Source organism: Cystobacter fuscus DSM 2262 (assembly GCF_000335475.2).
GTDB lineage: Bacteria > Myxococcota > Myxococcia > Myxococcales > Myxococcaceae > Cystobacter > Cystobacter fuscus.
In genome coordinates this window covers 65544-88140 of record NZ_ANAH02000064.1, presented here as the reverse complement: position 1 = coordinate 88140, position 22597 = coordinate 65544, and the positions used below count along the sequence as shown (strand labels likewise).

Here is a 22597-nt window from a genome sequence, read left to right as displayed (position 1 = left end):
ACGCGGTTGCCGCTGAGATCATCAACACTCCCAGAGCAAACGCTTTTCACACGAGTGAAAGATAAACACATCCAGCCCCGGACGCTCGCGCGCTCAGTGCGACATGGGTTCTCTTTTCCCGTTCCGGTGAACGTCCGCTGAAGCGTGACTGAAAGATGACCGTGCATCAGGAGCCGCCGCGCCTCCGGCGCCCGCCCGGTTGAGGCGCCCCCGGGGGGCTGGGGTAAACCTGGGGCCATGACGACTGCTCCCCATTCCCTCCAAGGCCGAAGCCACGCCGTGGTCATCGGCGCCAGCGTCACCGGACTGAGCACCGCGCGAGTGCTCGCGGACCACTTCGAGCGGGTGACGGTGCTCGACCAGGACGCGCTGCCGGACAGTCCCGTGCCCCGGCGCGGCGTGCCCCAGGCCAGCCACGTGCACAACCTCATGGCGCGCGGATGTCAGATCTTCGAGCGGCTCTTCCCCGGGCTCATCGCCGAGCTGGAATCCCACGGCGCCCTCACCTTCGACTATGGCGAGAACACCCGCATCCTCTTCCAGGGGCAATTGCTGCCGCGCTTCCGCTCCGGGGTGCGCTCGGTGGCGAGCAGCCGCGCCCTGCTGGAGTGGTGCCTGCAAGGCCGGCTGCGCGCCCTGCCCCAGCTGACCGTGCGCACGGGCACGTCCGTCTCCCGGCTCCAGGGGGAGCGGGGCGGCCGGATACGAGGGGTGGTGCTGAAAGAAGGCGCGTCCACGGACACCGAGCAGGTGCTGGAGGCGGACCTGGTGGTGGATGCCAGCGGGCGCGGTTCGCACGCCCCCCAGTGGCTGCAAGCCCTGGGACGCGCGCTTCCGCCCGAGCAGCTCATCCGCCCCGGCCTGGCCTACGCCACCCGCTGGTACCGCGTGCCCCCCAATCGCCAGGTGGAGCGACTGGGGGACTGGGTCATCATCGGCACGTCGCCCGAGTTCCCCGCCAGGCCCTACAGCGGCGCCGTGTGCCGCGTGGAGGGCGAGCAGATGATCGTCACCCTCCTGGGAGCCGGCAACCACCCGATGCCGACGGATGACACGGACTTCCTCGCGCTGGCCCGCGAGCTGCCCCTGCCCGCCATCGCCGAGCTGATCCAGGACGCCGAGCCCCTCTCCCCCATCCACACGTTCCGCGGGGCCCGCAACCGGTGGCGCCACTACGAGCGGGTCGCCCACTGGCCCGAGGGCTTCGTGGTGCTGGGAGACGCGGCCTGTGTCTTCAACCCGGCCTATGGTCAGGGCATGACCGTGGCGGGCCTGAGCGCCCTGCTGCTGGATGCGTGCCTGAGGGAGGACGGTGCCGGGATGTGCCACACCTTCCAGAAGCGACTGGCCGAACTGCACCAGGTGCCCTGGGGCATGGTCCGCGGCGATGACACCTTGTGGGAGCTGGGCGACAAGGCCACGTGGGTGCAGCGGCTCACCAGCCAGGTGCAGCGGCAGCTCGTGGGCTCGCTCTTCTTCTCCGAGGCCGGCACCCGGCGCTTCCTCGAGGTCATGCACATGCTGCGCACCCCCGAGTCGATGCTGGACAGGGAGGGCCTCGTGCAGGTGGGCCGCGGGGTGGTGAACCGGCTCGCCCGGCGGCTGCCCCCGTCCCTGCGCCCCGCCTGGTTGTGAGCGCTCAGAGACGGGACGCGGCCATGGGGAGGGTCCGCAGGCGTTCGCGCTCCTCGGGGGAGAGTGGATCCTCCCCGCGCAGGAAGCGCTCCAGGTGCCCCAGGGAGTCGACACCGAAGAAGAGCTCCTGGTCCGCGAGGACGGTGGGAACGCCGAAGCCTCCCAGCGCGAGCAGCTCCTCGGTGCCGCGGCGCACCTGATCCTTCACGTCCGGCGTCCCCGCGGCGGCGAGCAACGCCTGGGCCTCCAGCCCCACCGCGCTCACACAGGCGCCCACGCGCTCGGGCTCCACGAGGCCGCCCCCGCCCGCCCACGCCGCCGAGAACAGCGCGGAGACGAGCCGCTTCCGGGCATCCGCCTCCCGTACGGCGGCCGTCACCCGGAGCGCGAGCAACGGATTGAAGGGGTGCGCCGAGGGGAAGGCGAAGGGCACGCCGAGGTCATGGGCGAGCCGGTGGGTGTGCTTGTAGATGTAGAACCGTTTGGCGGGCACCTCCGCGGGCCCCATGGTTCCAAGCGCATTGAGCACGCCGGCGAAGAGCACCGGCACCACTTCCAGCGCGCGGCCATGACGCTCGGCCAGGGCGGGAAGCTGCGTCCAGGCGAGGTACGCGTACGGCGAGACGTAATCGAAGAAGAAGCGCAGGGGAGCGGGGCTCATGGACCCCGGAGTCTAACCCCGGGGTCCTCACTCTCCCAGCGGAGAGACGTCCGGGCAGGAGGAGGCATTGCCCTCCTCGTCCGCATCCCAGCTTCGCTTCTCGTAGGTGGTCCGGAAGCTGGCATCCCAACACTCGACAAGGGTGACGGTGAAATCCGTGGGCACGTCTCCGCCCGTTGCCTCCACGATGGCCATGCCCCCCTGGTCTTGCGTCCAACGGCTGAGGATGGCCAGCGTCTCCTTCTGTTCGCCGGGGTAGATGTCGAGGTTCTCGCGCGAGAACCTCATCTCCCCCGAGCCTCCAGGAAACTCGTGGTAGGCGTAGTCCAGCTCGAACCCACTCACGGGGATGAAGTGCATCCGCACGCTGCTGGGCAACGTACTCGTCTGGTAGTCGATGTCCAATCGCTTCAGATCCGACATCCAAGGCACGTTGAGGCCGTGCTCCATCACCTCCGCCATGAAGATGCTCAGCGTCCCCTTGCCCTGACGCGGCCCACCTTCCGACTGGAAGCTCCCCACCAGGGCGGACCACCACGCCTCCTCGTCCGAGCCCATGGGTCGAAACTGGACCCGGTAGTCGAAGCGCTCGGCCTCGCGCGTCATCATGATTCGCATCTCGTGGCCGGGATTGCCCGGGTCTTGCGCCGGCCCCCAGATGCGGAGCTCCGGCGCGCGTGTCGTCGGAGGACTCTTTCGAGTCTCCTCCAAGATGGAGAGCACTCCATCGAACCCTCCGTTGAACTCGTCCGCTGCCTGGCGAGTGATGTCATAGAGTCGAGAGGGTTCACCCAGCGCCAGCGAGTCCACGCGCTGACGCGAGATTCCCATTCTCCTGACACTCTCGGCTCCAGGCAGCTTGGCGGACAGGAGCTCTCGCGTTGGCAGCGCGTTGAGGAACTGGAGATCGTCGTTGGAGATATTCCCACCGCACGCGGTGGCGAGGCAGCCCAGAAGCAAGAGCCGGGTCCGCATCATGCCTGTCTTTCCTTTCAGAGGCGGTACTTCGCGATGACCAGGAACTCCCAGTACCCGAGGGAGCGCTGATAATCGACGTTGTAGAAGAAGTAGTGGAGGCGGAGGTTCCCGGTGAACTCGACACGCTCCAAGGGCCGCCAGCGCACGCCCGCCACGACACCTGGGGTGAGCATCCCATACCGTTGATCCGGGAAGTTCACATCCTCGAAGTCGCGCTGCATGCCCAGGTAGGCGAGCCGCGGTCCAATGAAGGGAGACACGCGACCCAGGGGCCACTCGACCAACAGCGAAGTCCCCACGTTCAGCAGCGAATAGCGGTAGCGCGTGCCCTCGAGGGTGGGCAACCCCAGCCTGGCATTTTGCATGCCCAGCGCCAGATCGAAGGTCCAGCTCCAGCCCTCGCGCAAGTAATCGTGCAGGCCCAATTCCAGAGCCATCAGGGGCACGTAGGGGAAGAGGTTGTCGCGGGTGGAGGTATCGAAGAAGGAGTGATGTCCGAGGGCGAGACCCACCGTCCAATACGAAAGGGGGTCACGCCCCCGGGAAGGCACGCCTTTCACCGGATCATCCGAGAAGGGCGTGTCCCGCAGCCGCGACTCGTCGAGCACCGTGGTGCGCCCGCGCTGGACCTCGGCCTCGCCCACGCGCAGCCGGTCCGTCATCCTCCGCTTCACCGTATACGTGCCCGGGGCCAGGGCGAGCCTCCGCTCGGAGTCCGCGGCCTTGTGCAGCTCCGCCACCACGAGGCCACGAGGGTTCACGAAGTAGTAGTCCCCCACGGGCGCGGTGCGAGGCACCAGCAGGCCCTCGTCGCTCCCCCGCGGACTCGTCAACACCAGGTCGCCCTGGCCAGCCATGTCGTAGCTGAAGGTCGGGTGCTGGGCCCCCGCGCTGCTGTCCGCGGTGTCCGCCACGGTGCGGGCATAGGCATGGGAGTAGGCCTCGAAGAGTGTCACCTGGCCATCCGCGGAACGGTCCGCGTCCCCCATCAGTCCGCTGACCAGGTGATGGGAGAAATAGCTGCCCCCCAGCAGATCCGACTCCTGCGAGTCCTCGTCCGCCGAGCTGGAGGTGAGGATGACGAGCCCCCGGCTTTCCTGCACGGTGCCCGTGTCGACGACGAAGGAGGGAGCGCGCCGGGCGCCCTTCCTCCGCGTGAGCGCCCCGGAGCGGCACGAGTCCAGGATGGCGATGCGGATGTCCACGGGCGTCGCCGCCAGCCGGCGCTTGAGCGCCTCCAGGTTCAGCGCGCTGTCTCCCATCCGCAGCGAGTCGTCCTTCGCATGGCCCGAGTAGTAGACAAGAAGCGAGGTGCGCTCGCCCCGAGCCCGTGCCGCTTGGACGCGCGTTTCCAGCCTGGCGAGCGACTGGAGGAAGTCCTCCGCGGACTCGTCCAGCAGCAGTCGCGCATCGCCGGGCTCCACGCCCCCCAGTCGCACCAGGAGGTCGTGCATCTTGCGCGCATCGTCCTTCGCGAACCGCAGGGGCCGGGTGCCCGCGCCGCCCTCGTCGTTGCCCGCCACCAGGGCGAAGCGGCGCAGCGGCTGCGCCTGCACGGCCGTTGCCAGCAACACGCCCAGGACGAGCACCCGGGCATGATCCGCCAGGCGCCTCAAGGCTTGAGCAGCAGCCAATGGAGCTCCTCACCCTCCACGCCCAGCGTGGACATGGCCGCCACCTTGCCTCCCGCGGCCTCCCAGCCCCGCCGGGCCGCCGCCTGCACGGTCTCCACCCTCAACGGGTTCTCGGAGAGCACCAACACCACCCGCTCGTGGCCCGTGCCCGTGAACTGCACGCTCTCGGGCAGCCAATGTCTGCCGGCTCCTGCTTCGACGGGGAGGCTCATCCCCTGCTCGGAATAGAGCGCCGACACCTCACCGGTATCGTCCACGGACACCGCCATCACGTACCGGTAGGAACCCGCCACATACCCCAGGCGTACCCGCTCGTCCGGGAGGAGCGCCTCGGTGTCACCCGGTTGGATCGCGCGCTGGGGCCCATCGCCGCCGATACGCAGCTCCGCGGAGGCTCCGCCCTTGAGCCGGTTGAGGGAAGGAGACGACGAGAGCATCGGACGGGCCGCCACCACCACCAGGACCGTGGCCGCCACGGCGATCAGCACACCATGGAACCGGGGCCGGGAAGGTGGCGGCTTGCGCAGGGCGCGCTCCACATTGGCCGCGAAGCGGTCGAAGGGAACCTCCGCCTCGAAGCGGGCCTGGTCCGCCTCGAGGCCCTTCATCACCTCGTGACACTCCGCGCACGAGGACACATGCGCCTGGATCTGCTGGGTCTCCGGGCCGGGAAGCTCTCCGGCGTGCAACCGCCGCAGCGTCCATTCCAAGGGGTGAGTGCTCATGAGACCTTCAGCTCCTCGTTCGTCAGGGCGGCGAACCGCTCCAGCCGCTTGCGCACCGTGGGCACCGAACGCTCCAGGATCGCGGCCACCTCCTCCAGCGTCATTCCGTCCACCCAGTAGTGCACCACCGCCGCCTGCGTCTCCAGGTCCACCCGGGACAGCAGCGAGCGCACCAGCTCCCGCGCCTCCATCTTCAGCTCTCCCCCATCCGCCTTCGGACGGGCCAGGGCGGTCAGCTCGAACCAGCGCCGCCAGGGGGCCTGCTCCGCGCGCAGCAGGTTGAGACAGTGATGGGTGGCGATCTTCAGCAACCACGCCAGGGGCGAGGAGCCCACGCGAAATTCGTCCGCGGAGTTGAGGGCGCGGGCGAACACCTCTTGCATCGCGTCCTCCGCGTTCGCGGGGTTCTTCAACAGAAAGAGGCAGCGCCCATACACGCTGCCGCCATACGCGGTGTACAGCTCGCGCAGGAACTCGCTCCGGCTCTTCTTCCCTCCAGTGATGGCCTTCAATGGGGATGGGGTGGCTCCTGCCACGAACGGCCTCGCCTCGCTATGGGATGGAGGACTCGGAGCATACGACGAGGGGTCACGCGGCGTGGCGGCGAGACCGCGGAGGGCAGGCTGGCGTCCCAGCGCCCGTGTCTCGCGCTGATCCAGCCCAGGGACATCGATTTCGAGGGTGAGCGCCAGGTCGATCTTCCCGATGCGGGTTGTCACCCCTAGAGACACCGCAGGGCCCAGAAGCAGAAAAGCCAATCCGCAGGGGGCGCTTGCTGGAAGAAATCGTCTCGCGGTTTTTCATCAGAATGCCGTTGGCGTGTTTCTGCACCGGACCCTTTTCACCGAGGAGCACTGGTGCTTCGACGACTCATACTGGCAGCCACCCTCTGCCTCGCGGGGGGCGCGTTGGCCAAACCTCCCGCGGGAGGAGTGTTCTGCTCCACCTACCCTTCGGCGCCCGCGTGTACGGGACGGCAGCCGTCCTGCAACTACTGCCACATCGCGCCGCCCCAACGAAACGTCTTCGGCGCCGGGCTGGAGCCCCACCTGGTGCCCCAAGCGGCGCGCCCCCTGTCCGACACGGACTTCGCGGCCGCGCTCCCCACGGCACTCAATGCCGCCGAGACGGAGGACGCCGACGGTGACGGCGTGTCCAACCTCGTGGAGATCCAGCGCGGCACCTCACCGGCGGATCCCAACAGCGTGCCCGTGGACACCGGCCGCTGCCAGGAGGGTGACAACAATCCCCGCTACGACGTGTGCCGCTACGACGCGCGCTTCGCCTACAAGCGCATGCTGCTCGACGTCTGCGGCGTGCCGCCCACCTACGCGCAGCACCAGGAGTTCAGTGCGTTGAGCCGTAACGACCAGCTCGCCCGGCTGGATGCCGAACTGGACCGGTGCTCCCAGAGCGAGTTCTGGCGCGGCAAGAATGGGCAACTGTGGAAGCTGGCCCACCCGAAGATCCGCCCGGTGGGCACGTTCAAGGCGGGCCCGGAGGACACCGGGAGCAATCCCCTCGCCGACTATTATGACGACTACGCGCTCTACGCCTACACGCAGATCGACGACCACGACGCGCGCGAGGTGATGACGGCGAAGTACTACGTGCGCCGGGAGAGCAACCCCACCCGCTACACGGCGGTGCCCTCGCTGCCGACGCAAACCCTGGATGAGCAGTACCGCGCGGGCAACATCAACTCCCATTGGAGCATCCTCTACTTCGTGATGTTCAGCGCGATGCCACGCAACGCCGCGTCCCAGGCCTATCGGGCCTACCTGGGCCTCGACATCGCCAGGCAGGAGGGCCTCTTCAGCATTCCCGGCGAGCCCCGCGACTACGACCACGCGGGAGTGACCGCGCCCGCCTGCGCGGCCTGCCACGCCACGCTCGACCCGCTGACCTATCCCTTCCGCAACTTCCAGGGCATCTACATCTATGAGCCACGTGGCACCTGGGGCAGCTACGTGCCCAACCGCCTCGAGAAGTACTTCTCTTATGTCTCTCCGATCATCGGCCAGACACCGGAGACCGGCTACCTCTTCGGCCAGAAGGTGAACAACCTCGCCGAGTGGGCGCAGGTCGGAGCCAACAGCGATGCCTTCGCCATCGCCGCCGTCACCGACTACTGGAAGCTGCTCGTGGGCCACCCCCCCACCCCCGAGGAGAACGCCGAGTTCGTCGCCACCTGGAAGCGCTTCAAGGGCACGCACGAGTACCGCGTGCAGCGCATGCTTCATGACCTGATCCGCACGGAGGCCTACGGTGCGCCCTGATTTCCTTCGCGTGTTGTTGCTGTCCTCCGCCTGTGTCCTCTCCGCGTGCCCCGCCCCCTCGCCCTCGCCCTCGCCTTCGGAGCCGGATGCCGGTACGCCACCGCCCGCCGATGCCGGCACGGGTTCCACCGGTGACGTGACCCCCTCCTCGCGCAACAGCCTGCGCATCCTGAATCCGGAGCAGCTCACGGCCCACTTCTCCGCGGCGTTGTCCCTGCCGCCCGAGCAGTTGTGCAACGAGTTGGGCAGGTACGCCTGCACCACGAACGTGCACACCGTGGTCCTCAACGGCGTCGATCCGTATGTCGTCGGCCTCTTCGAGCCCCTGAAGACCACGGGCGCGACGACTCCCAACGTCATCGATCGCGTGGCGCTGGCGGCTTGCGCGCGGCGCGTCTCGCTCGACGTCACCACCCCTGGGGAGGCGGTCCTCTTCAAGGGCCTCGAGCTCGACGCGCAGGGGCGTCTGGCCCACCGGGAGGGCGCGCCGGTCCGCGACGCCATCACCTCGCTCTACCAGCGCACCCTGTTGCGAGACCCCACGGAGACCGAGGTGGGCACCCTGTCTCAACTGGCCGCCCAGATCGAGGCCTCGGGAAGCCAGACACCGGGCCGCGACTGGATGACCATGGCCTGCTTCGCCGTCCTCTCCTCCGCCGAATCCATCTTCTTCTAAGGGAACGTCATGTCACTGCGTAACAATGGACGGCTCTCGCGCCGGGAAATCTTGAAGGCGTTGTCGATGTGCGCGGCGGGCTCCGCCATGGGGCCCCTGCTGACGGGCTGCCGGGACGGACTCAATACCCCGGCGGCACTCGAGCAACTCGGGGGCGTGCGCCAGGCGCGCCTGGATGGCAAGCCCCGCTTCCTCATCGTCGTGGGCGCCGTGGGTGGCGCCTCCATCGTCGACAGCATGCTGGCGGTGCGCGCCTCGGAGACGACGGCCGCGGGCGGCGACGCCAGGAAGCTCAACACCTTCGCCGACGCGCAGGTGCAGAACGTGGACGGCTCTCCGTTCCGTGCCGTGAAGGTGGAATCCGGTGTCCTGGGCAGCATCCCCACGACGGTGAAGACGGACCAGTCAGCCTTCGTGAAGAAGTACAAGGACTCCATGCTGGTGGCCACCTCGGTGGGCACGTCGGTGAACCACGTCATCGCGCAGAAGCGCAGCCTCACCGGCAGCAACGCCTGGCGCGGCCGGACGTTGCAGGAGTGTGTGGCCCTCCAGTACGGCGCGGGCTTCCCCCTTCCCAACGTGAACATGGGCAACCAGGGCTTCTCCGAGCGCGGCGGCGACAACGCCCTGCCCGCCTGCTGCTACGGAGAGGTGGTGGCCAAACCCTCGTTCTGGCCCCTGGGCCTGGATGGCATGAAGGGCATCAAGGATCTGCCTTCCCGCGACGTGGTGAACCTGACCCGGGTCGTGCGCAACTCGCTCGAGGCCCAGTCGGTCTTCGGGAAGACCTTCGACGACGCGGCGGCGCTCAAGCTGTGGAACGAGCAGCGCACCTCGGGGCAGTCCGCGCTGGAGATGCAGGAGCTCATCGGCCGCCTCAACATGATGCCCGACAATCCGGAGACGCCGCTCTCCGAGTACGGCCTGTCGAGCTCCCCCGACGCGGAGCGGCTGCGCGCGGTGTTCCCGAACTACTTGACGGATCCCGTGGAGGGGCAGGCGGCGCTGGCCTTCCTGCTGATCAAGAACCGGGTATCGGTGACGGTGACCCTGGGCCCTACGTTCAACATCGCGATGGGTTCATCAAAGCAGTTCACCAACCCGCCGCTGGCCTTCGACTTCAGCCACAATGAGCACCGCTCGGTCCAGGCCTTCATGTGGTCGCGCCTGATGGACACGATCGACAAGCTCATCGAGCTGCTCAAGTCGGAGCCCTTCGACTCGAGCGGCGAGAGCCTGTGGGACCGTTCGTTGATCTACATGGCGACCGAGTTCGGGCGCACGCGCACACGACAGGAGGGGGCCACCCGGTTCGGCACCGGGCATGACCTCAACAACGGGTTCATGATTCTCTCGCCGAGGGTCCGGGGCAACACGGTGCTCGGAGGCGTCGATCCGAAGACCACGCTGACCTACGGCTTCGACCCGCGCACCGGCGCGCCCCAGCCCGGCAAGCTGGAGGCGAACGAGGCGGACATCTTCTCGGGCATCCTCACCGCGATGGGCGTCGATACCTCCGGCAGCGGGCTGCCCGATGCGAGCGCCTTCGTGCGCACCTGACATCAACCGGAAGTGGATCAATCAATGAAGAGCGCAAACACACAGCACATGTCTTGGAGCAGAACGAGGGCGAGGAGCCTTCGACCCTTTGTCTGGAAGGCGGTAGGTGTCGGGGCCATGCTCAGCGCGTGCGTGAGCAACCCTGCTGCGACGCCACTGCCGGAGTGCGCACCACGGGAAGTCGGTGGGCCCCTGTGGGTCACGGCTGACTGTGTCGACCCGCTGTACAACCACCCGGTCATCGACAGCCAGACCGATCTGACGACCCCGGTGCCGCACCACAAGGTATCGGGCCACTTCGAGGGCACCGAGAAGCGGTTCAACTTCTACTTCCCGCCGAAGAGTCAGTGGGAGGGCCGCTTCTTCAACTTCGTGTACCCGCTCCAGGACGAGAACGTGGCCGACGAGAACGTCAGCTTCGGCGCGGACAGTGGGGCGTACATGGTGCAGACAAACGGCGGCGGTGGCTACCGGGTCGACGCGGCCGCGGCCAGGTTCTCCAAGACGGTCGCGGCGAGCTACTACGGTTCGTCCAGACGGATTCATGGCTATATCTGCGGCGGGAGCGGTGGCTCCTTCCAGACCTTCGGTGCCATCGAGAACAGCTCCGGGGTGTGGGATGGCGCCGTGCCGTTCATCCCAGGCGTGCCGAGCTCCATCCCGAACGATTTCTTCATCCGGGCCTTCGCGCGTTTCGTGCTGGAGGACAAGGCACCGCGGATCGCGAGCGCGGTGAGCCCCGGGGGGAGCGGTGACCCCTACGCCGGGCTCGATGATGTGGAGCGGGCGGTGCTGCTCGAGGTGACGAGGCTGGGCGTACCGCTACGGGCCTGGGAGGATTACGAGTATGTGCTCGGTCTGAACGATCCTCAGGGCCTCCTCGGTTTCGGAAACGTGATTCGGGGCAGCGATCCCACGTATGTCGACGACTTCTGGCACAAGCCGGGGTATCTCGGTACGGAGCAGTCGGCCCTCGGCGAGCGGTTCCGTGCCGCCAGGCGCGACCACCTCGCCACCATCACCGAGGTCAGCCGGAACGCACAGAACGAACCGACAAGCCTGATCCTCGATGGCGGGCCAGCGCTCCCGGCGACCACCGGTCTCGACTTCACGCTCTACGCAGCCGATGGCACGACGCAGGTCGGGACCCTGTCGGGTTCATTGGACCCGGCCACGAAGGTCTTCACCCTCGGGATCGGGAACCCCGCCAGTGTGCTGAGCGCCATCGGCACCGGCGCCAGGCTGAGGATCGACAACCGGTGGTCCCTCGCGCTGCTCTCGTACCATCGGCACCAGGTTCCGACGCGGCCGGGCTTCTCCGCTTGGGACCAGTTCAGGGCGCCTGACGGAACACCCCTCTACCCTCAGCGTCCCCTCGAGATGGGCCCGATCATCTCCCGCGGCGTGACCGACGGCGGTACGCACAACGGCATGATCCAGGGCAAGGTCATCGTGGTCGCCAACCTGCTCGACACCGACGCCTACCCCTGGCATGCCGACTGGTACAGCGCGAGGGTGAGGGAGTCCCTCGGCGAGCGCTACGACGACAACTTCCGGCTCTGGTACAACGACAACGCGGACCATGTTGGTCCCCGTACTGCCCGTCTCGTGCAGTACAACGGCATCCTCCATCAGGCACTTCGGGACGTGAGCGCCTGGGCGGAGCGGGGTGTGGCGCCCGCGCGATCGACCCGTTACGACGTGGTCGACAGTCAGATCCGGGTGCCGGAGAATGCCGAGGCGCGCCAAGGTATCCAACCCGTCGTCGAGCTGACCGTCAACGGCGCCGCCTTGGTCGACGTCGCCGCCGGCCAGACCGTCACCTTCGTGGCGAAGATCCAGGTCCCGCCAGGGGCCGGCAAGGTCGTGGGCACCGAGTGGGACTTCGTCGGCACGGGCCACTTCACGGCATCGCCCTTCGGAAGCCCCAACGAGACGGTGGAGGTGTCGGTGCCATTCACCTACACCACGCCTGGTACCTACTTCCCAGCGCTGCGAGTGACCTCCCAGCGTGAGGGAGACACGAGCACGCCCTTCGCGAAGGTCCAAAACCTGGGTCGAGTTCGTGTCGTGGTCCACTAGTACTATCGGTCACTCGCCTTGGACATTCGGCGATCCTCCGAGGGGAGTCTCCCTCGGAGTGGGAGCGAAATGACCAAACAAGCCGCCACTGACGCCATTTCGAGAGAACTCAAACCTCGACAAAATCGGTGCCGGTGATGCCCTCTTCGTCCATGGCCAACTTGACGCGCTCGGAGACGATGAGGACCACTGTCCAGCCCCAAGGACGGAAGATGTTGGCGTCCCCTACTCTCGCCGGATCCACCTTTAGCCCTCGAACGTTCTTGTAGTGCCCTACCCTGTCCGGCTCACCGTCCTCGGGCCTCCAATAGAACACCTCGTCGCACCGGGCATCGTCGATGCACCGAATGATTTGCAAGGCATTGAGGATGAAGAAGGGCTCCGACTGACCTTCTATTTCAACTGGGATGAATTGCACTTCCCGCTGAAGGCCCAGACGCTCGAAGAGCGCGACCACCCGGCGGTGGACGATGGGAATCCCAAAGGCATGAGAGAACTCGAGCGCGATTCCAGGCGGCATCATGCGCATACGAATTGGATGCTCGATGTTCAGGCTCCTTCCCTCGCTGAACCGCCAGACGTCGAACATCTCACCCAGACCCGCCTCGTCGGTGCGAGGCATCCGCAGATACCATCGCCCTGGAATGTATTTGTCGTCGTCTATCTCGTAATACTTAGTTCGCGCTGTCATTGTGTCCTCGTGGCGAGCTTGTTGAGCTGGGAGCCGGGGGTGCACACATCCCTTGCGATCTCGTCGAGCACCCCCACGAGTTTGGCTCGGCATGCAACCAGAGTCTTACAGCCCTTGAGTGCATCACTGAGTCGCTTGAAAACCTCCCTGTGGTACTCCCGAGGATGAGGCCCCTTGTGGTCTCGCAGATAGACGATGTTCTTCGGATCCTCGAGACTCATCCCCGCCTCCTCGAAGAGTTCCTCGAACACAGGTGTCCAGGGACCACCATTGCTCTCGGACTTGTCGTTCTTGTTGGTGCACAGATGGTGAGCATGATTGTCGTCCTTCTTCGATTCGGCGCAGGCCCCTGTCGTCCGTGGCGCGGGTACCGCCGAGGCCACGGAGGATGCCGTCGTGTTCGCCGATACGCCCATGAGCACCACGGTCCCGTTCGCCACGCTCACCTGCGCACGGGCCCCCGTCCCCACCGAGAAACCGCTCCGCCCGCCCGCGAAGGCGAATCGCGGAGGTGACAGCCGCCCCCATAGACCGCCCCGGGGCACCTCCGGCAGTCCCCTGGCCAGCTTCGCCCCCGCTACTGTCACCAGCACGCGCAGTCCCACGCCCCCGAGTGCCTTGCCGAAGCGCTCGGCCACCGCCTCCAGTTGCGCCTGCGTCCTCGCCGCTTCCGCCTCCCGGTACAGCGTCAGGCACGCCATCCCCACGTTGTAGAGCTCCGTCGCCGTGTACGTCATCAGAAGCCCCAACGTCACCGCCGCCGCGAATGCCTTGGAGAACAGGGGCTCCGGTGCCGCCCACGCCACCATGTAGAGCATCATCGACATGCCGACCGAAAAAGCCATCGCCGGAGAGCTGAACATCTCCACCGCAGCCTCCCGTACCCCCTCCCCCATGTAGCGCGGGGAGAGCTTCAGGGCCTGGAACCATCTGGCGCTCTCCAGCGACGGTGGCAGCGGCAGCAGGGCCGTTCCATACAGCGCCTCGTCCTCCTCGCGCACACGCCTCTCCAGGTCCGACGACCATGCCTTGGGCGCCGACCCGACCACCATCCCCGTCGACAGCGCCCCCAGGGTGGCCGCCCCCGGCGAACGCGGCTCGGGCCTCGCCACCTTGAATCCCCCCTCCAGCGCCGCCACCACCGCCCGCGCCTCCTCCAGCGAGAACAGCGCCAGCGCCGGATTGGGCCTGAGTGGCTCGAAGGTGAGCTTCAGCCCCTCCCCTGGCTCACCTCGATAGGGGCTCACCCGCACGGGCTCCAACACCGGCAGCCGCGCTTCGACTTCGGACGAAGCCGCTTGGACCGCGAGCGGCACCAGCAGCAGACAGAGGACGGGGATGATGCGCGAGTGCATGACACGTGATTGTGCGTCCCCGGTGCGGTGGGGAGACCAGAACCGGCCAGACCACATGAGAGGAGAACTCCCGCCCCCACCGGGCACTTGATTCGACCATGACCTGTCGTGTCACCTCTCCTCGAGAACATGGCCCTCCGTCCGAGGTTACTTCCGCCGTCACCTCGTAGTATGAGGCAGCGTCCTCGTTGTCGGACGAGCGCGGAGGTTCAAGGGTGTCCACGAACCATGGAGAGGTGACGGTCTCCCCGGACGAATTGGAGCCGGGGACGCAGGTGGGCCGCTGGCGCGTGGTGGAGCGGTTGGGCGTGGGAGGCCAGGGGGCCGTCTACCGCGTGGAGGACCTGGAGCACCCCGGCGTCTTCTACGCGCTCAAGCTCGCGTTACATGCGCGCGATGGGCGGTCCGAGCGTGAGGTGGCGCTGATGATGAGCCGGGCAGCCCATCCCCACGTGGTGGGCTTCCACGGCTGCGTGCGCTGGCTCCGCCCTCGAGAGGGCTACCTGGGTTTCGTCATGGATTGGGTGCCCGGCCTGGCCCTGGACGTGTGGGCGGAGACGGACGGCACCACCTTCCGGCAGCTCGCCACCGCGGGCGCCACGGTGGCGCGGACCCTGGGCGAGCTGCATGACCGAGGGGTGCTGCACCGCGACCTCAAGCCCGAGCACATCCGCATTCGGCAGTCGGATGGCCAACCCGTGCTGCTCGACTTCGGCGTGGGCTGGTACGAGGGCGCGGCCCCACTCACCACGGGACCCCTCCCCCCGGCCACCCTGTACCTGCTCAGCCCCGAGGCAGTGCGCTTCCTGTGGCACAGCCCCGAGCGCCCCAGCTCGCACTACACCTTCCAACCCACCGATGACCTGTACGCCCTGGGGGTGTGCCTGTACCGGGCCACCACCGGGCACTACCCCTTCTCCGAGTGGCTGCCGGCCGACGTGTTGCAGTCCGCCATCGTCCACGTGCGACCGCTGGCGCCCGTCCTCGTCAATCCCCGAGTGCCGCGGGCCTTGAGTGACGTGATCGTCCGGCTGCTGGCGAAGAACCCCCAGGCGCGCTACCCGAGTGGCGCGGTGCTCCACGCGGCGCTGGTCGCGGTGGCCTCCAGTCACGAGGCTGCGTGGGACGCGAGCATCTTCGAGTGGGAAGAAGTGCCACCGGTGCAGGAGGGAGGCGCACCCGAGCGGCACCTCCTACGACCCCCGAGACCCAGGCCCGTCTTGACCTCTCGGCCGCCCTTCCCCTTGCGCATGGCTCGACGGAGGTGCTGGCCCAGGAGGCTCGCGCTCGCCGCATCGGTGCTGCTGACCCTGGCGCCCGTAACGCGCGTTCCACCCGAGGTGCCAGGCCTCCGTGTTCCAGACGAGCAGTGGGCCACGGACAGCCGGATAGACCCGGCCCCCGTCCAGTATGAACAGGCGCCGCTACCGGAGAGAAATCAGAAGCTGGCCCCTTGCACGAAGGAGCTTGAAGTGGAGCTGTCCGGCGCGTGCTGGCTTTCACTCGTCAAGCGACGGCCCCCGAACTGTCCACCCCAGACGGCCGTGTACAAAGGCGAGTGCCTCTGGCCAGTGCCGAAATCGCGCCCAATTCCGACCAGCGTGGATGGCGGGGCACCATGATCCTGTCCTCAATGCGGTTACTGCTCAGTCATCATATAGCCCCTCCATCAGTTCTTGGAAGCTGTTGGCCACGGGGTGGATGGACATTTCGACCGTCACCAGAACGATTCGGGGCTGATGGGCGATCCCCTCGTAGTCAAAGCATAAATACTCTCCGCCTGGCGTCTTCCCGAACGGGTAGATTCCCGTGGGAACATGAGAGCGGATGAGATCGTATGAATCCTGGATGGAGTAGCTCGCACGGTCCACGTCCCGGGCCGCTGTCAGTAAGACGCTGAAGACGTTGGCTCCCTTCCCCACCTTGAAGACGCATGGTTCGGGAGTTTTTCCCTGATGGGCTGCGAGAACCTTCTTGTAATCCCCAGGCAGTTCGACTCCCCACATCGATTCAAGCCGCTCGATGTCAGAGAGGGCCACAGGGCGAGGCTCTTTCCAGACATAGTTCTCCCATCGGATCTCCATTATTGAACCCTCCGTGGAACCGTCAGTAGCCGCCGCCCCATATTGCCATCCCTCCTGTGTGTGGCATCGCAAGGTCGTGAGCACTATCGGTGATAAGTTGCATCCGTCCAACGTCCTGATGGTGGTGCCAGGTGTGGCCAGCGGGTGGCTTCCTGCTTGTTGGTAACAAAGCCACTTTTTCCGCTGACAAATTCAATTGCCTTGCCAAGCTGGAATCGGCTTGAATCGCTTCGTAAAGCCGTTTGTTGGCTGCCCTGAAGTGGAGATCTGCTCGGCCACTTCCAATGTGGCTCTCATCGATAAGCGTCTCAAACCGGGTCTCGAACTCCGCGAAGCCGTCTTTGTCGAAACGAATGGTGTCTTTGCCGTTCGTTAGGGTCTTGCCTGCCCGGTTACGTCCCAGGTTGAAGATAGGATCCTGCGGATTCCTCGTGCCTTTGTACGGGAGAACATGGCCGTCCTCCGTAAATTGCGGCTTGCGCCATTCCTCGACTCGCTCCAGGCGCGCAAAGCTTGGCTGCGCGGCCAAAGGGCGCGAACTCGGTCCTGCCCCTAATCCCCGAGAAGCCATGTAGTAGGCCGGTGGAGCCAACGCCACGGTGATGTTGGGTTGAGCCACCATGACGGCACTGACTTCGCTCGCCACTCTCGAAAGGTTCAGTCCTGTTTCAGCACTCAAGAACTGCGCCGCGCGCCCGAATCCTGGCAGCCCTGGCCCTTTCGTGGTCATGTGACTCCCCCACCCAACCGCCGCCGTCGCAGCCATGATCAGCACCTGCCCCACCCGCTCCCCCATGATTCGGCCATAACGCTCCCCTGCTGCCTTCAACTCCGCAAAGCTGCGAGCCCGCTGGGCACTGGCCCTGAGTTGCCTGTACCCCTCCACGAGGTTGAAGAGGGTCTCCGCCCCCAGATAGGCGAGGAGAACTCCTGTCATTGATACCGCCACCAGCTTCGATGTTGGCTCTGGCAGGAGCAGTAGCCCTAAATAAAGGGAGAGCGACGTGAACACCGCGACCCGGAGTTGGTCTGGATCGACCGAGGCCTTCACCACCGCCTCTACTCCTGGCCACAGGCTCTCGAAGGCGAGCATGAGGGCCATGTCCGTTCGCTCGTCCTCGTCCAGGTGCAGATCCGTTCTCCGCAAGGACAGACAGTTACTGCTACGCCCTCCTTGTGCGCACCTCCTCTGGTGGTCGCGGATCAGCCCTCCCTGCGCAGCTCGTGCGCCCGATGGTGCCCACTTGAGGTCCAGCCGGCTCAAGAAGGGTGCCGGTACGCCCGGCATGTCAGCCGCAAGCCAAGCCATCGCTTGCTCGAATTCTGTCCGATTCAATCCTACGGGTTCTCGATGGGGCACTGAGTGTCGAGCCACCAGGAGGCCTGGACGTGCCTCGAGCATCACGCGTGTTGACCCCTGCTGCGACTCGCAGGCCACCTCTTTTGAGATCTCCGGCTCAAGGCTTTTTTGCTGGCCACCGTCCGATGCGCAGGCGCACACCAGGAGAAGCACCCACAGCAGGGGCCATTGACTCAGGGGCCGGCTCGAACGATGGTGGCGGTCCTGCTCGGTGTAGTTGCTCGCAACTGGCATGAGCGAAAGAATGCCAGGAACTGCTCCCCAGGAACAACCTCCATTCTCAAGCCACAAGCGATCTCCATGATACACGCGAAGCAAGCCCTCCGAGCCGGGCTGAAGGCGATCAGAACTCTGGAGGCAAGAGCCAAACTCCACCCATCAGGCAACTTCTGGGTGGTCAATGAACACGTCCTCTATGACAATGGGGAGCAGGGTTGGCTGTATCACCGAACTCGCACGCTGTTCCGCTGGAAAACCGAGCAATACTCCTCTCTAGAGGCTGCGACCGAAGCTGCGGAGCGAATCCTCGCCGAAGAAGCCAACCGCGAGGCCATGCAGGAATCAACACGTTTGAGGCAAAGAAAGAAACATGATTCCTTGAAAAGGCTCAGCGATGAGGAGGCGCAGATGCGAGAAGAGGCCAAATCTCTATGGGCCAATAAACCTCGCCCTTCGCCTGAAAACATCGAAATCGACCCCACAAACCCCAAGGCCATCCGGCTCATTCTCGAGAAGCTCTCCGAAATGCCCTATCTCCGTCATATCTGGGTCGACGACTACTGGCCAGGAAGCTTATACTTTTCTCAGGATGGCTTTCATTGGAAACCCGATCCCGAATTTGTAAAGGCGCATCTTGACGCCGTCCGGAAACGAGCGCGCGAGATCGCCAAAAGAGCAGAGATCGCCGAAGCATGGGGCATAGACCCACGTGGGCGCTGGAATGAAATCAAAGCGAAAGTTCGCCGCCATCTAAAGCCGCGCGCCAACGAACTGTTGGAACAGGCAAGTGTCAAGCGTTTATTGGACGAAGCTCTAGCTCGCGGATGTAAAGCCATCCTGTATCAGAACATCATGTTCTGGTACGAAGAGAAAGAACTCCATTGGGAAATCAAGGAAGCACAGCGTGCACACGATGCGGCACGCGGCAACTCCTTGTGGATTGAAGGAAAAATCATATCAAAAAACCACGGACGGATCATCATCCTCCCGTATATCAAGGAAGATGGCACCAAGAACAACGGACACACAAAGAATGCACCCGGCGATGGCCCCGCGCTTCCACGTCATCCGGCTGACTATGTTGAGATTCCCTTCGAAATCTATAATGGCGATTTAATGATCGGCCTCAAAGGTGAACTCCCTTACGAGTGAATCCTCAATAGGAAATGATGCGGGCTTGGCACTCCAAGAAGCAATCATGCCATGTGCAATCAGTGGCCACATAATGAGCGTGCGCACGAGCAAGGCTGCGACAGTCTGTGGGAAGAAAAACAGATCTGGACTAGACTGCACTCCACCGGAGGTCACACGATGAAATGTCCGGAGTGCAAGCAGCCCATGCTCGAGCGCGCCTTCGAGGGCCGCAACGGCACGCGCGTCACCATCGACGTCTGCCAGGAGTGCGGCGGGCTGTGGTTCGACACCCACGAGAGCCTGCGGCTCTCCCCCACGGGCACCCTCCAGCTCTTCCGCGCCGTGTACGGCCAGCGGGGCTCCTACCACCCGAGGCGCTCGGGCACCCTGTCCTGCCCGCGTGGTGACGAGAAGCTCGCGCTCGTCCACGACATGGCCCACGGCCACCGCTTCCAGTACTCGCGCTGCCCCCAGCAGCACGGCCACTTCATCACCTTCTTCCAGTTCCTCCGGGAGAAGGGCCTCGCCCGCGAGCTCACCCCCCAGGAGCAGGTGGAGCTGCGCAAGCACGTGGACACCCTGCTGTGCTCCGACTGCGGCGAGCCCGTGCGCCTGGCCAACATGACCGCCTGCGCGCGCTGCCGCGCCCCCTTGAGCCTCCTCGACCCGGCCTGTGTGGAAACCACCCTCCGCGAGGCCCGGCAGCCGGGCGACTCGCGCCGGGACGTGGCCCCCGAGGTCGCCGCGCGGCTCCTGATGGCGAACCAGGGAGCGACGCGGTTCCGCGCGAGCGCCCCACCCCGCTCCCAAGACCCGGTCGTCATCCTCCCCGCCGCGGAGCCGTCAACCAAGAGCGAGACCCTCGATCTCATCGCGGCCGGCGGCGAGCTCCTGATGGATGCCCTGGAGCTGCTGAACTTGATCTTCTAGGGACGCCCGCTCAGAAGGTGTACTTCACCCGCGGGAAGACGGCGAAGGTCGGGATGTTGGGCCCGATGAGGTAGCGCGCCATCACGTCCGCGCCCACGGAGAAGTGGTCCAGGGGCGTCGCGTACTCCACCCCAATCCCCACGCCCGCGTTGGGCACCGTCTGGGGCTCCGCAGGATCCCCCGTGCCCGTGGGCGACAGATCCAGGCGCGACAGCCCCGCCGCCAGCTTCGGCACCAGGTAGAAGCGCGTGGCCAGCGGCACCAGGTAGCCCGCCGTCACGTCGGCGAACACCACCGAGAAGTTGTCGCTCCGGGCGCACTCGTTCGTCCCCGGCAGGTAGCTGGCGAAGCAGTTCGCCGCCGACGCCCCCAGGCCGAAGTGCACTCCCAGCGTCACGCGATCCGCGATGTCATACCCCACGCCCAATTGCAGGTACGTCTGCGCGTTGGAGTAGCGGTTGAGCCCTCCCACCGTGAAGAACACCCCGATATCGGCCTCGGTGAAGAAGCCCCGGCGCACCTCGAGCGGCACTCCCTCGGGGGCGGTGGCCGACAGGGCGGCGGTGGGCAGCAGCGCGAGCACGGCGGTCAACAACGGCGTCTTCATCTCCACGAACCCTCTCGTAAAAACTCGCCCCCCTCCCAGGCCGGGAGAGGGGCGTGCACGTCATGAGCGCTTCAGATTGGCAGGGACTACTCGCCCGCGGGCGAGAACAACCAGGGATACGTCACCGCCACGACACCGCCACCCTTGGGCTCGGGGAACTTCCAGCGGCGGATGCGCGAGAGCATGCAGGCCTCGGCCGTGGAGTTGTTCAGCGTCGTCTCCGTCACGTTCGCCTCGGCCACCCCACCCGCCGGGTCGATCGTGAAGGCCACCGCCACCTTGCCCGCCAGGCTCGGGTTCTTGTTCAGCTCCGTCTCGTAGCAGTATTTGATCTCGTTCTGGTGGCTGCGGATGATCTTCGCGATGACGTCCTTGTCCAGACCGCCAATCACCGTGGTCTTGCCGGGGACGATCTTCGTCACCGTCTTGCCCCGGCCGGACAGGTCGATACCGCCACCGCCCATGCCCCGGCCGTTGCCCTTGGTGCCCAGGCCGCCCATGCCGAGCCCCGTGCCCCCACCGCCCGTGCCCTGGCCGCGCGAGCCCAGTCCGCCCACGCCCTGCGCGTCACCCATGCCCGCGCCGCTCTTGAGGCCACCCAGCGCGGTGTTGATGCCCGTGCCCAGGCCGCCCGGGCCGAACACGTCCGAGGCGCCGCCCTTGAGGCCCTTCATCGCGCCGAGCAGACCCACCTGGGCGATCGTCTTGCGGTCCTGCTCCTTCTTGTTCTTGTTGACGATGGGCGTGCCCGCCTTGGAGGGATCCGCCTCGGCCTTCTTCGCCTCCTCCTTGCCGAACTTGCCCTCCTCGTCCTTGGCCTTGGCCCCCTCGTCCGCGCTCTTCTTGTCGAAGCGCTTCATGTCGATGGGCTTGCTCGGCTTGACGAGGAACTTGGCCACCCGCTGCTGCGCCTGGAACACGTCATCCGCGTTGGGCGCGTCCGAGCGGGGCGTCAGCAGCATCGCCGCCACCACGGCCGCGGCCGCCAGCAGGCTGACGCTGAGGATCTTGAACCAGGTGTAGTCCGCCGGCTTCAGGTCGTTCACCGGAAGCGCCGGCGAGGGCTTCACGAAGCGCACCACGAAGGTGAGCGTGCCGAGCGACACCTCGGCGCGCTCGTGCAACCCCAGCGTATACAGGTGCTCCCCGTCCGTGGCCTTGAGCCGCCCCTGCGAGCGCAGCATGTCCTTGGTGCGCACGTCCCCGTTGTCGGTGACGATGACGCCCGCGCCCGCCGGCACGCGCAGCTCGAACTGCTCGCCCGTGGCCCGCGCCAGCACGTGCCGCGCGCCCACCTCGGGCTCGTACACGTGGAAGAAGTTCTTCTTGCCCTCGCCGATGGTGACGGGCACCCCGTCCCGGAAGTGTTCCACCGCCAGCATCTGATCGCCCCAGAGCTGACGCACCTGGAGGACCTTGGCGTCCTTCGTCGGCAGCGCCTCGGGCGGCAGCGGCTCCTGCAGATACGCCGCGGCCTGGGTCCTCGGCTTGCGCGCCACGGCGGCCACGGGAGCCGGTGCTACGGCCGGAATCCCCGTGCGGCTGCGCATCCCCGGCGGCACCGCCCGGGGCGCCTGCTCCGGAGCCCTCGGCGCCGGCGCGATCACCCGCGAGGCCGGCAGCAGCACCGAGCCCTGCATGGAACCGCTGTTGACCTGCGCTCCCGCGTGCGACTCGTCCCCGAAGAAGACCTCCACCTGCGAGCCGCCCACCATCAGCACGTCGCCCGGAGCGAGCGTCTTCGGGCCGATCACCCGCTGGCCGCCCACCTGAGTGCCCGCCTCGCTGCCCAGATCGATCGCCGTCACCGAGCCCCGCTCCACCTTCAACATCACGTGGAGGTTCGAGACCCGTGGATCCAGGATCTTCACCGCCGCCTGCGCGCCCGAGCCAACGATGACGCTCTCGGCGTCCGAAACGGCCTCGTGCACGGAGCCGTCCGGACCGGTGATACGCAGCACCAACCCATTCATCTTCCCCACCATCC

Annotated in this window: 19 protein-coding genes; 8 read left to right on the top strand and 11 right to left on the bottom strand. The window is 66.2% G+C overall.

Annotated features, from left to right (window positions below; genetic code table 11):
* Positions 1 to 237: 237 nt before the first annotated feature.
* Positions 238 to 1635 carry an FAD-dependent oxidoreductase gene (locus D187_RS37790; protein WP_155893880.1) on the top strand — a complete coding sequence of 466 codons (1398 nt, stop codon included), beginning with the start codon at positions 238 to 240 and terminating at the stop codon, positions 1633 to 1635.
* A gap of 4 nt (positions 1636 to 1639) precedes the next feature.
* Here the strand turns inward: D187_RS37790 and D187_RS37785 are convergent, their stop codons facing one another.
* Genes D187_RS37785 through D187_RS37765 form a run of 5 tightly spaced genes read right to left on the bottom strand, consistent with a single transcriptional unit; the run spans position 1640 to position 6145 of the window.
* Entirely contained in the window at positions 1640 to 2296 is a 657-nt protein-coding gene (locus D187_RS37785; protein ID WP_002627465.1) for a 2-hydroxychromene-2-carboxylate isomerase, read from the bottom strand.
* Positions 2297 to 2323: 27 nt separating this feature from the next.
* Positions 2324 to 3274 (bottom strand): hypothetical protein, encoded by a 951-nt coding sequence (locus D187_RS37780; RefSeq protein ID WP_002627466.1) that lies wholly within the window; start codon positions 3272 to 3274, stop codon positions 2324 to 2326.
* Positions 3275 to 3288: 14 nt separating this feature from the next.
* A complete protein-coding gene (locus D187_RS37775; protein ID WP_002627467.1) occupies positions 3289 to 4908 on the bottom strand; it encodes a caspase family protein in 1620 nt (539 codons plus the stop codon).
* Positions 4887 to 5633 carry an anti-sigma factor family protein gene (locus D187_RS37770; protein ID WP_002627468.1) on the bottom strand — a complete coding sequence of 249 codons (747 nt, stop codon included), beginning with the start codon at positions 5631 to 5633 and terminating at the stop codon, positions 4887 to 4889. The genes D187_RS37775 and D187_RS37770 overlap by 22 nt, the downstream gene beginning before the upstream one ends.
* Positions 5630 to 6145: an RNA polymerase sigma factor gene (locus D187_RS37765; protein ID WP_002627469.1), complete on the bottom strand. Its 516-nt coding sequence runs from the start codon at positions 6143 to 6145 to the stop codon at positions 5630 to 5632. The genes D187_RS37770 and D187_RS37765 overlap by 4 nt, the downstream gene beginning before the upstream one ends.
* Positions 6146 to 6541: 396 nt before the next feature.
* Here D187_RS37765 and D187_RS37760 point away from each other — a divergent pair, with 396 nt between their 5' ends.
* From D187_RS37760 to D187_RS37745, 4 genes are all read left to right on the top strand, one after another.
* Positions 6542 to 7912, top strand: coding sequence for a hypothetical protein (locus D187_RS37760; RefSeq protein WP_245591927.1), 1371 nt, complete (start codon positions 6542 to 6544; stop codon positions 7910 to 7912).
* Positions 7902 to 8588 carry a hypothetical protein gene (locus tag D187_RS37755; protein ID WP_002627471.1) on the top strand — a complete coding sequence of 229 codons (687 nt, stop codon included), beginning with the start codon at positions 7902 to 7904 and terminating at the stop codon, positions 8586 to 8588. The genes D187_RS37760 and D187_RS37755 overlap by 11 nt, the downstream gene beginning before the upstream one ends.
* 9 nt (positions 8589 to 8597) lie before the next feature.
* Positions 8598 to 10148 (top strand): DUF1501 domain-containing protein, encoded by a 1551-nt coding sequence (locus D187_RS37750; RefSeq protein WP_002627472.1) that lies wholly within the window; start codon positions 8598 to 8600, stop codon positions 10146 to 10148.
* Between the two features lie 117 nt (positions 10149 to 10265).
* Positions 10266 to 12230 (top strand): PKD domain-containing protein, encoded by a 1965-nt coding sequence (locus D187_RS37745; RefSeq protein WP_002627473.1) that lies wholly within the window; start codon positions 10266 to 10268, stop codon positions 12228 to 12230.
* Positions 12231 to 12339: 109 nt separating this feature from the next.
* On the opposite strand, the gene D187_RS37740 is transcribed toward D187_RS37745, so the two are convergent.
* Together D187_RS37740 and D187_RS50985 are read right to left on the bottom strand one after the other, a co-directional pair.
* Positions 12340 to 12921 carry an imm11 family protein gene (locus D187_RS37740; RefSeq protein WP_043433636.1) on the bottom strand — a complete coding sequence of 194 codons (582 nt, stop codon included), beginning with the start codon at positions 12919 to 12921 and terminating at the stop codon, positions 12340 to 12342.
* Complete coding sequence (locus D187_RS50985; protein ID WP_002627475.1) at positions 12918 to 14276, bottom strand: AHH domain-containing protein; 1359 nt, start codon at positions 14274 to 14276, stop codon at positions 12918 to 12920. The genes D187_RS37740 and D187_RS50985 overlap by 4 nt, the downstream gene beginning before the upstream one ends.
* Before the next feature lie 215 nt (positions 14277 to 14491).
* On the opposite strand from D187_RS50985, the gene D187_RS37730 reads away from it, so the two are divergent.
* A complete protein-coding gene (locus D187_RS37730) occupies positions 14492 to 15898 on the top strand; it encodes a serine/threonine protein kinase (RefSeq protein WP_002627476.1) in 1407 nt (468 codons plus the stop codon).
* 24 nt (positions 15899 to 15922) lie between these two features.
* On the opposite strand, the gene D187_RS37725 is transcribed toward D187_RS37730, so the two are convergent.
* On the bottom strand, positions 15923 to 16360 hold the full coding sequence (locus D187_RS37725) for an SMI1/KNR4 family protein (RefSeq protein ID WP_081714015.1): 438 nt from the start codon (positions 16358 to 16360) through the stop codon (positions 15923 to 15925).
* Between the two features lie 22 nt (positions 16361 to 16382).
* Complete coding sequence (locus D187_RS50980) at positions 16383 to 17762, bottom strand: HNH endonuclease (RefSeq protein ID WP_155893919.1); 1380 nt, start codon at positions 17760 to 17762, stop codon at positions 16383 to 16385.
* Between the two features lie 150 nt (positions 17763 to 17912).
* On the opposite strand from D187_RS50980, the gene D187_RS55890 reads away from it, so the two are divergent.
* Together D187_RS55890 and D187_RS37715 are read left to right on the top strand one after the other, a co-directional pair.
* Positions 17913 to 19091, top strand: a complete 1179-nt coding sequence (locus D187_RS55890) for a hypothetical protein (protein ID WP_162159747.1) — start codon at positions 17913 to 17915, stop codon at positions 19089 to 19091.
* 159 nt (positions 19092 to 19250) lie between these two features.
* Positions 19251 to 20003 carry a TFIIB-type zinc ribbon-containing protein gene (locus tag D187_RS37715; protein WP_002627480.1) on the top strand — a complete coding sequence of 251 codons (753 nt, stop codon included), beginning with the start codon at positions 19251 to 19253 and terminating at the stop codon, positions 20001 to 20003.
* 10 nt (positions 20004 to 20013) lie between these two features.
* Here D187_RS37715 and cglE read toward each other — a convergent pair whose 3' ends face one another.
* Together cglE and D187_RS58960 are read right to left on the bottom strand one after the other, a co-directional pair.
* The gene (gene cglE / locus D187_RS37710) at positions 20014 to 20610 is read right to left on the bottom strand and encodes an adventurous gliding motility protein CglE (RefSeq protein ID WP_043433635.1); all 597 of its coding nucleotides are present in this window, start codon (positions 20608 to 20610) and stop codon (positions 20014 to 20016) included.
* A gap of 86 nt (positions 20611 to 20696) precedes the next feature.
* Positions 20697 to 22595, bottom strand: a complete 1899-nt coding sequence (locus tag D187_RS58960; protein WP_002627482.1) for an AgmX/PglI C-terminal domain-containing protein — start codon at positions 22593 to 22595, stop codon at positions 20697 to 20699.
* Positions 22596 to 22597: the final 2 nt, after the last annotated feature.

Coding starts and splice junctions, on each gene's coding strand:
- D187_RS37790 (WP_155893880.1), top strand. CDS start 238: ATGACGACTGCTCCCCATTCCCTCCAAGGCCGAAGCCACGCCGTGGTC.
- D187_RS37785 (WP_002627465.1), bottom strand. CDS start 2,296: ATGAGCCCCGCTCCCCTGCGCTTCTTCTTCGATTACGTCTCGCCGTAC.
- D187_RS37780 (WP_002627466.1), bottom strand. CDS start 3,274: ATGATGCGGACCCGGCTCTTGCTTCTGGGCTGCCTCGCCACCGCGTGC.
- D187_RS37770 (WP_002627468.1), bottom strand. CDS start 5,633: ATGAGCACTCACCCCTTGGAATGGACGCTGCGGCGGTTGCACGCCGGA.
- D187_RS37750 (WP_002627472.1), top strand. CDS start 8,598: ATGTCACTGCGTAACAATGGACGGCTCTCGCGCCGGGAAATCTTGAAG.
- D187_RS37745 (WP_002627473.1), top strand. CDS start 10,266: ATGCTCAGCGCGTGCGTGAGCAACCCTGCTGCGACGCCACTGCCGGAG.
- D187_RS37740 (WP_043433636.1), bottom strand. CDS start 12,921: ATGACAGCGCGAACTAAGTATTACGAGATAGACGACGACAAATACATT.
- D187_RS50985 (WP_002627475.1), bottom strand. CDS start 14,276: ATGCACTCGCGCATCATCCCCGTCCTCTGTCTGCTGCTGGTGCCGCTC.
- D187_RS37725 (WP_081714015.1), bottom strand. CDS start 16,360: ATGGAGATCCGATGGGAGAACTATGTCTGGAAAGAGCCTCGCCCTGTG.
- D187_RS50980 (WP_155893919.1), bottom strand. CDS start 17,762: ATGCTCGAGGCACGTCCAGGCCTCCTGGTGGCTCGACACTCAGTGCCC.
- D187_RS55890 (WP_162159747.1), top strand. CDS start 17,913: ATGGTGGCGGTCCTGCTCGGTGTAGTTGCTCGCAACTGGCATGAGCGA.
- D187_RS37715 (WP_002627480.1), top strand. CDS start 19,251: ATGAAATGTCCGGAGTGCAAGCAGCCCATGCTCGAGCGCGCCTTCGAG.
- cglE (WP_043433635.1), bottom strand. CDS start 20,610: ATGAAGACGCCGTTGTTGACCGCCGTGCTCGCGCTGCTGCCCACCGCC.
- D187_RS58960 (WP_002627482.1), bottom strand. CDS start 22,595: ATGGTGGGGAAGATGAATGGGTTGGTGCTGCGTATCACCGGTCCGGAC.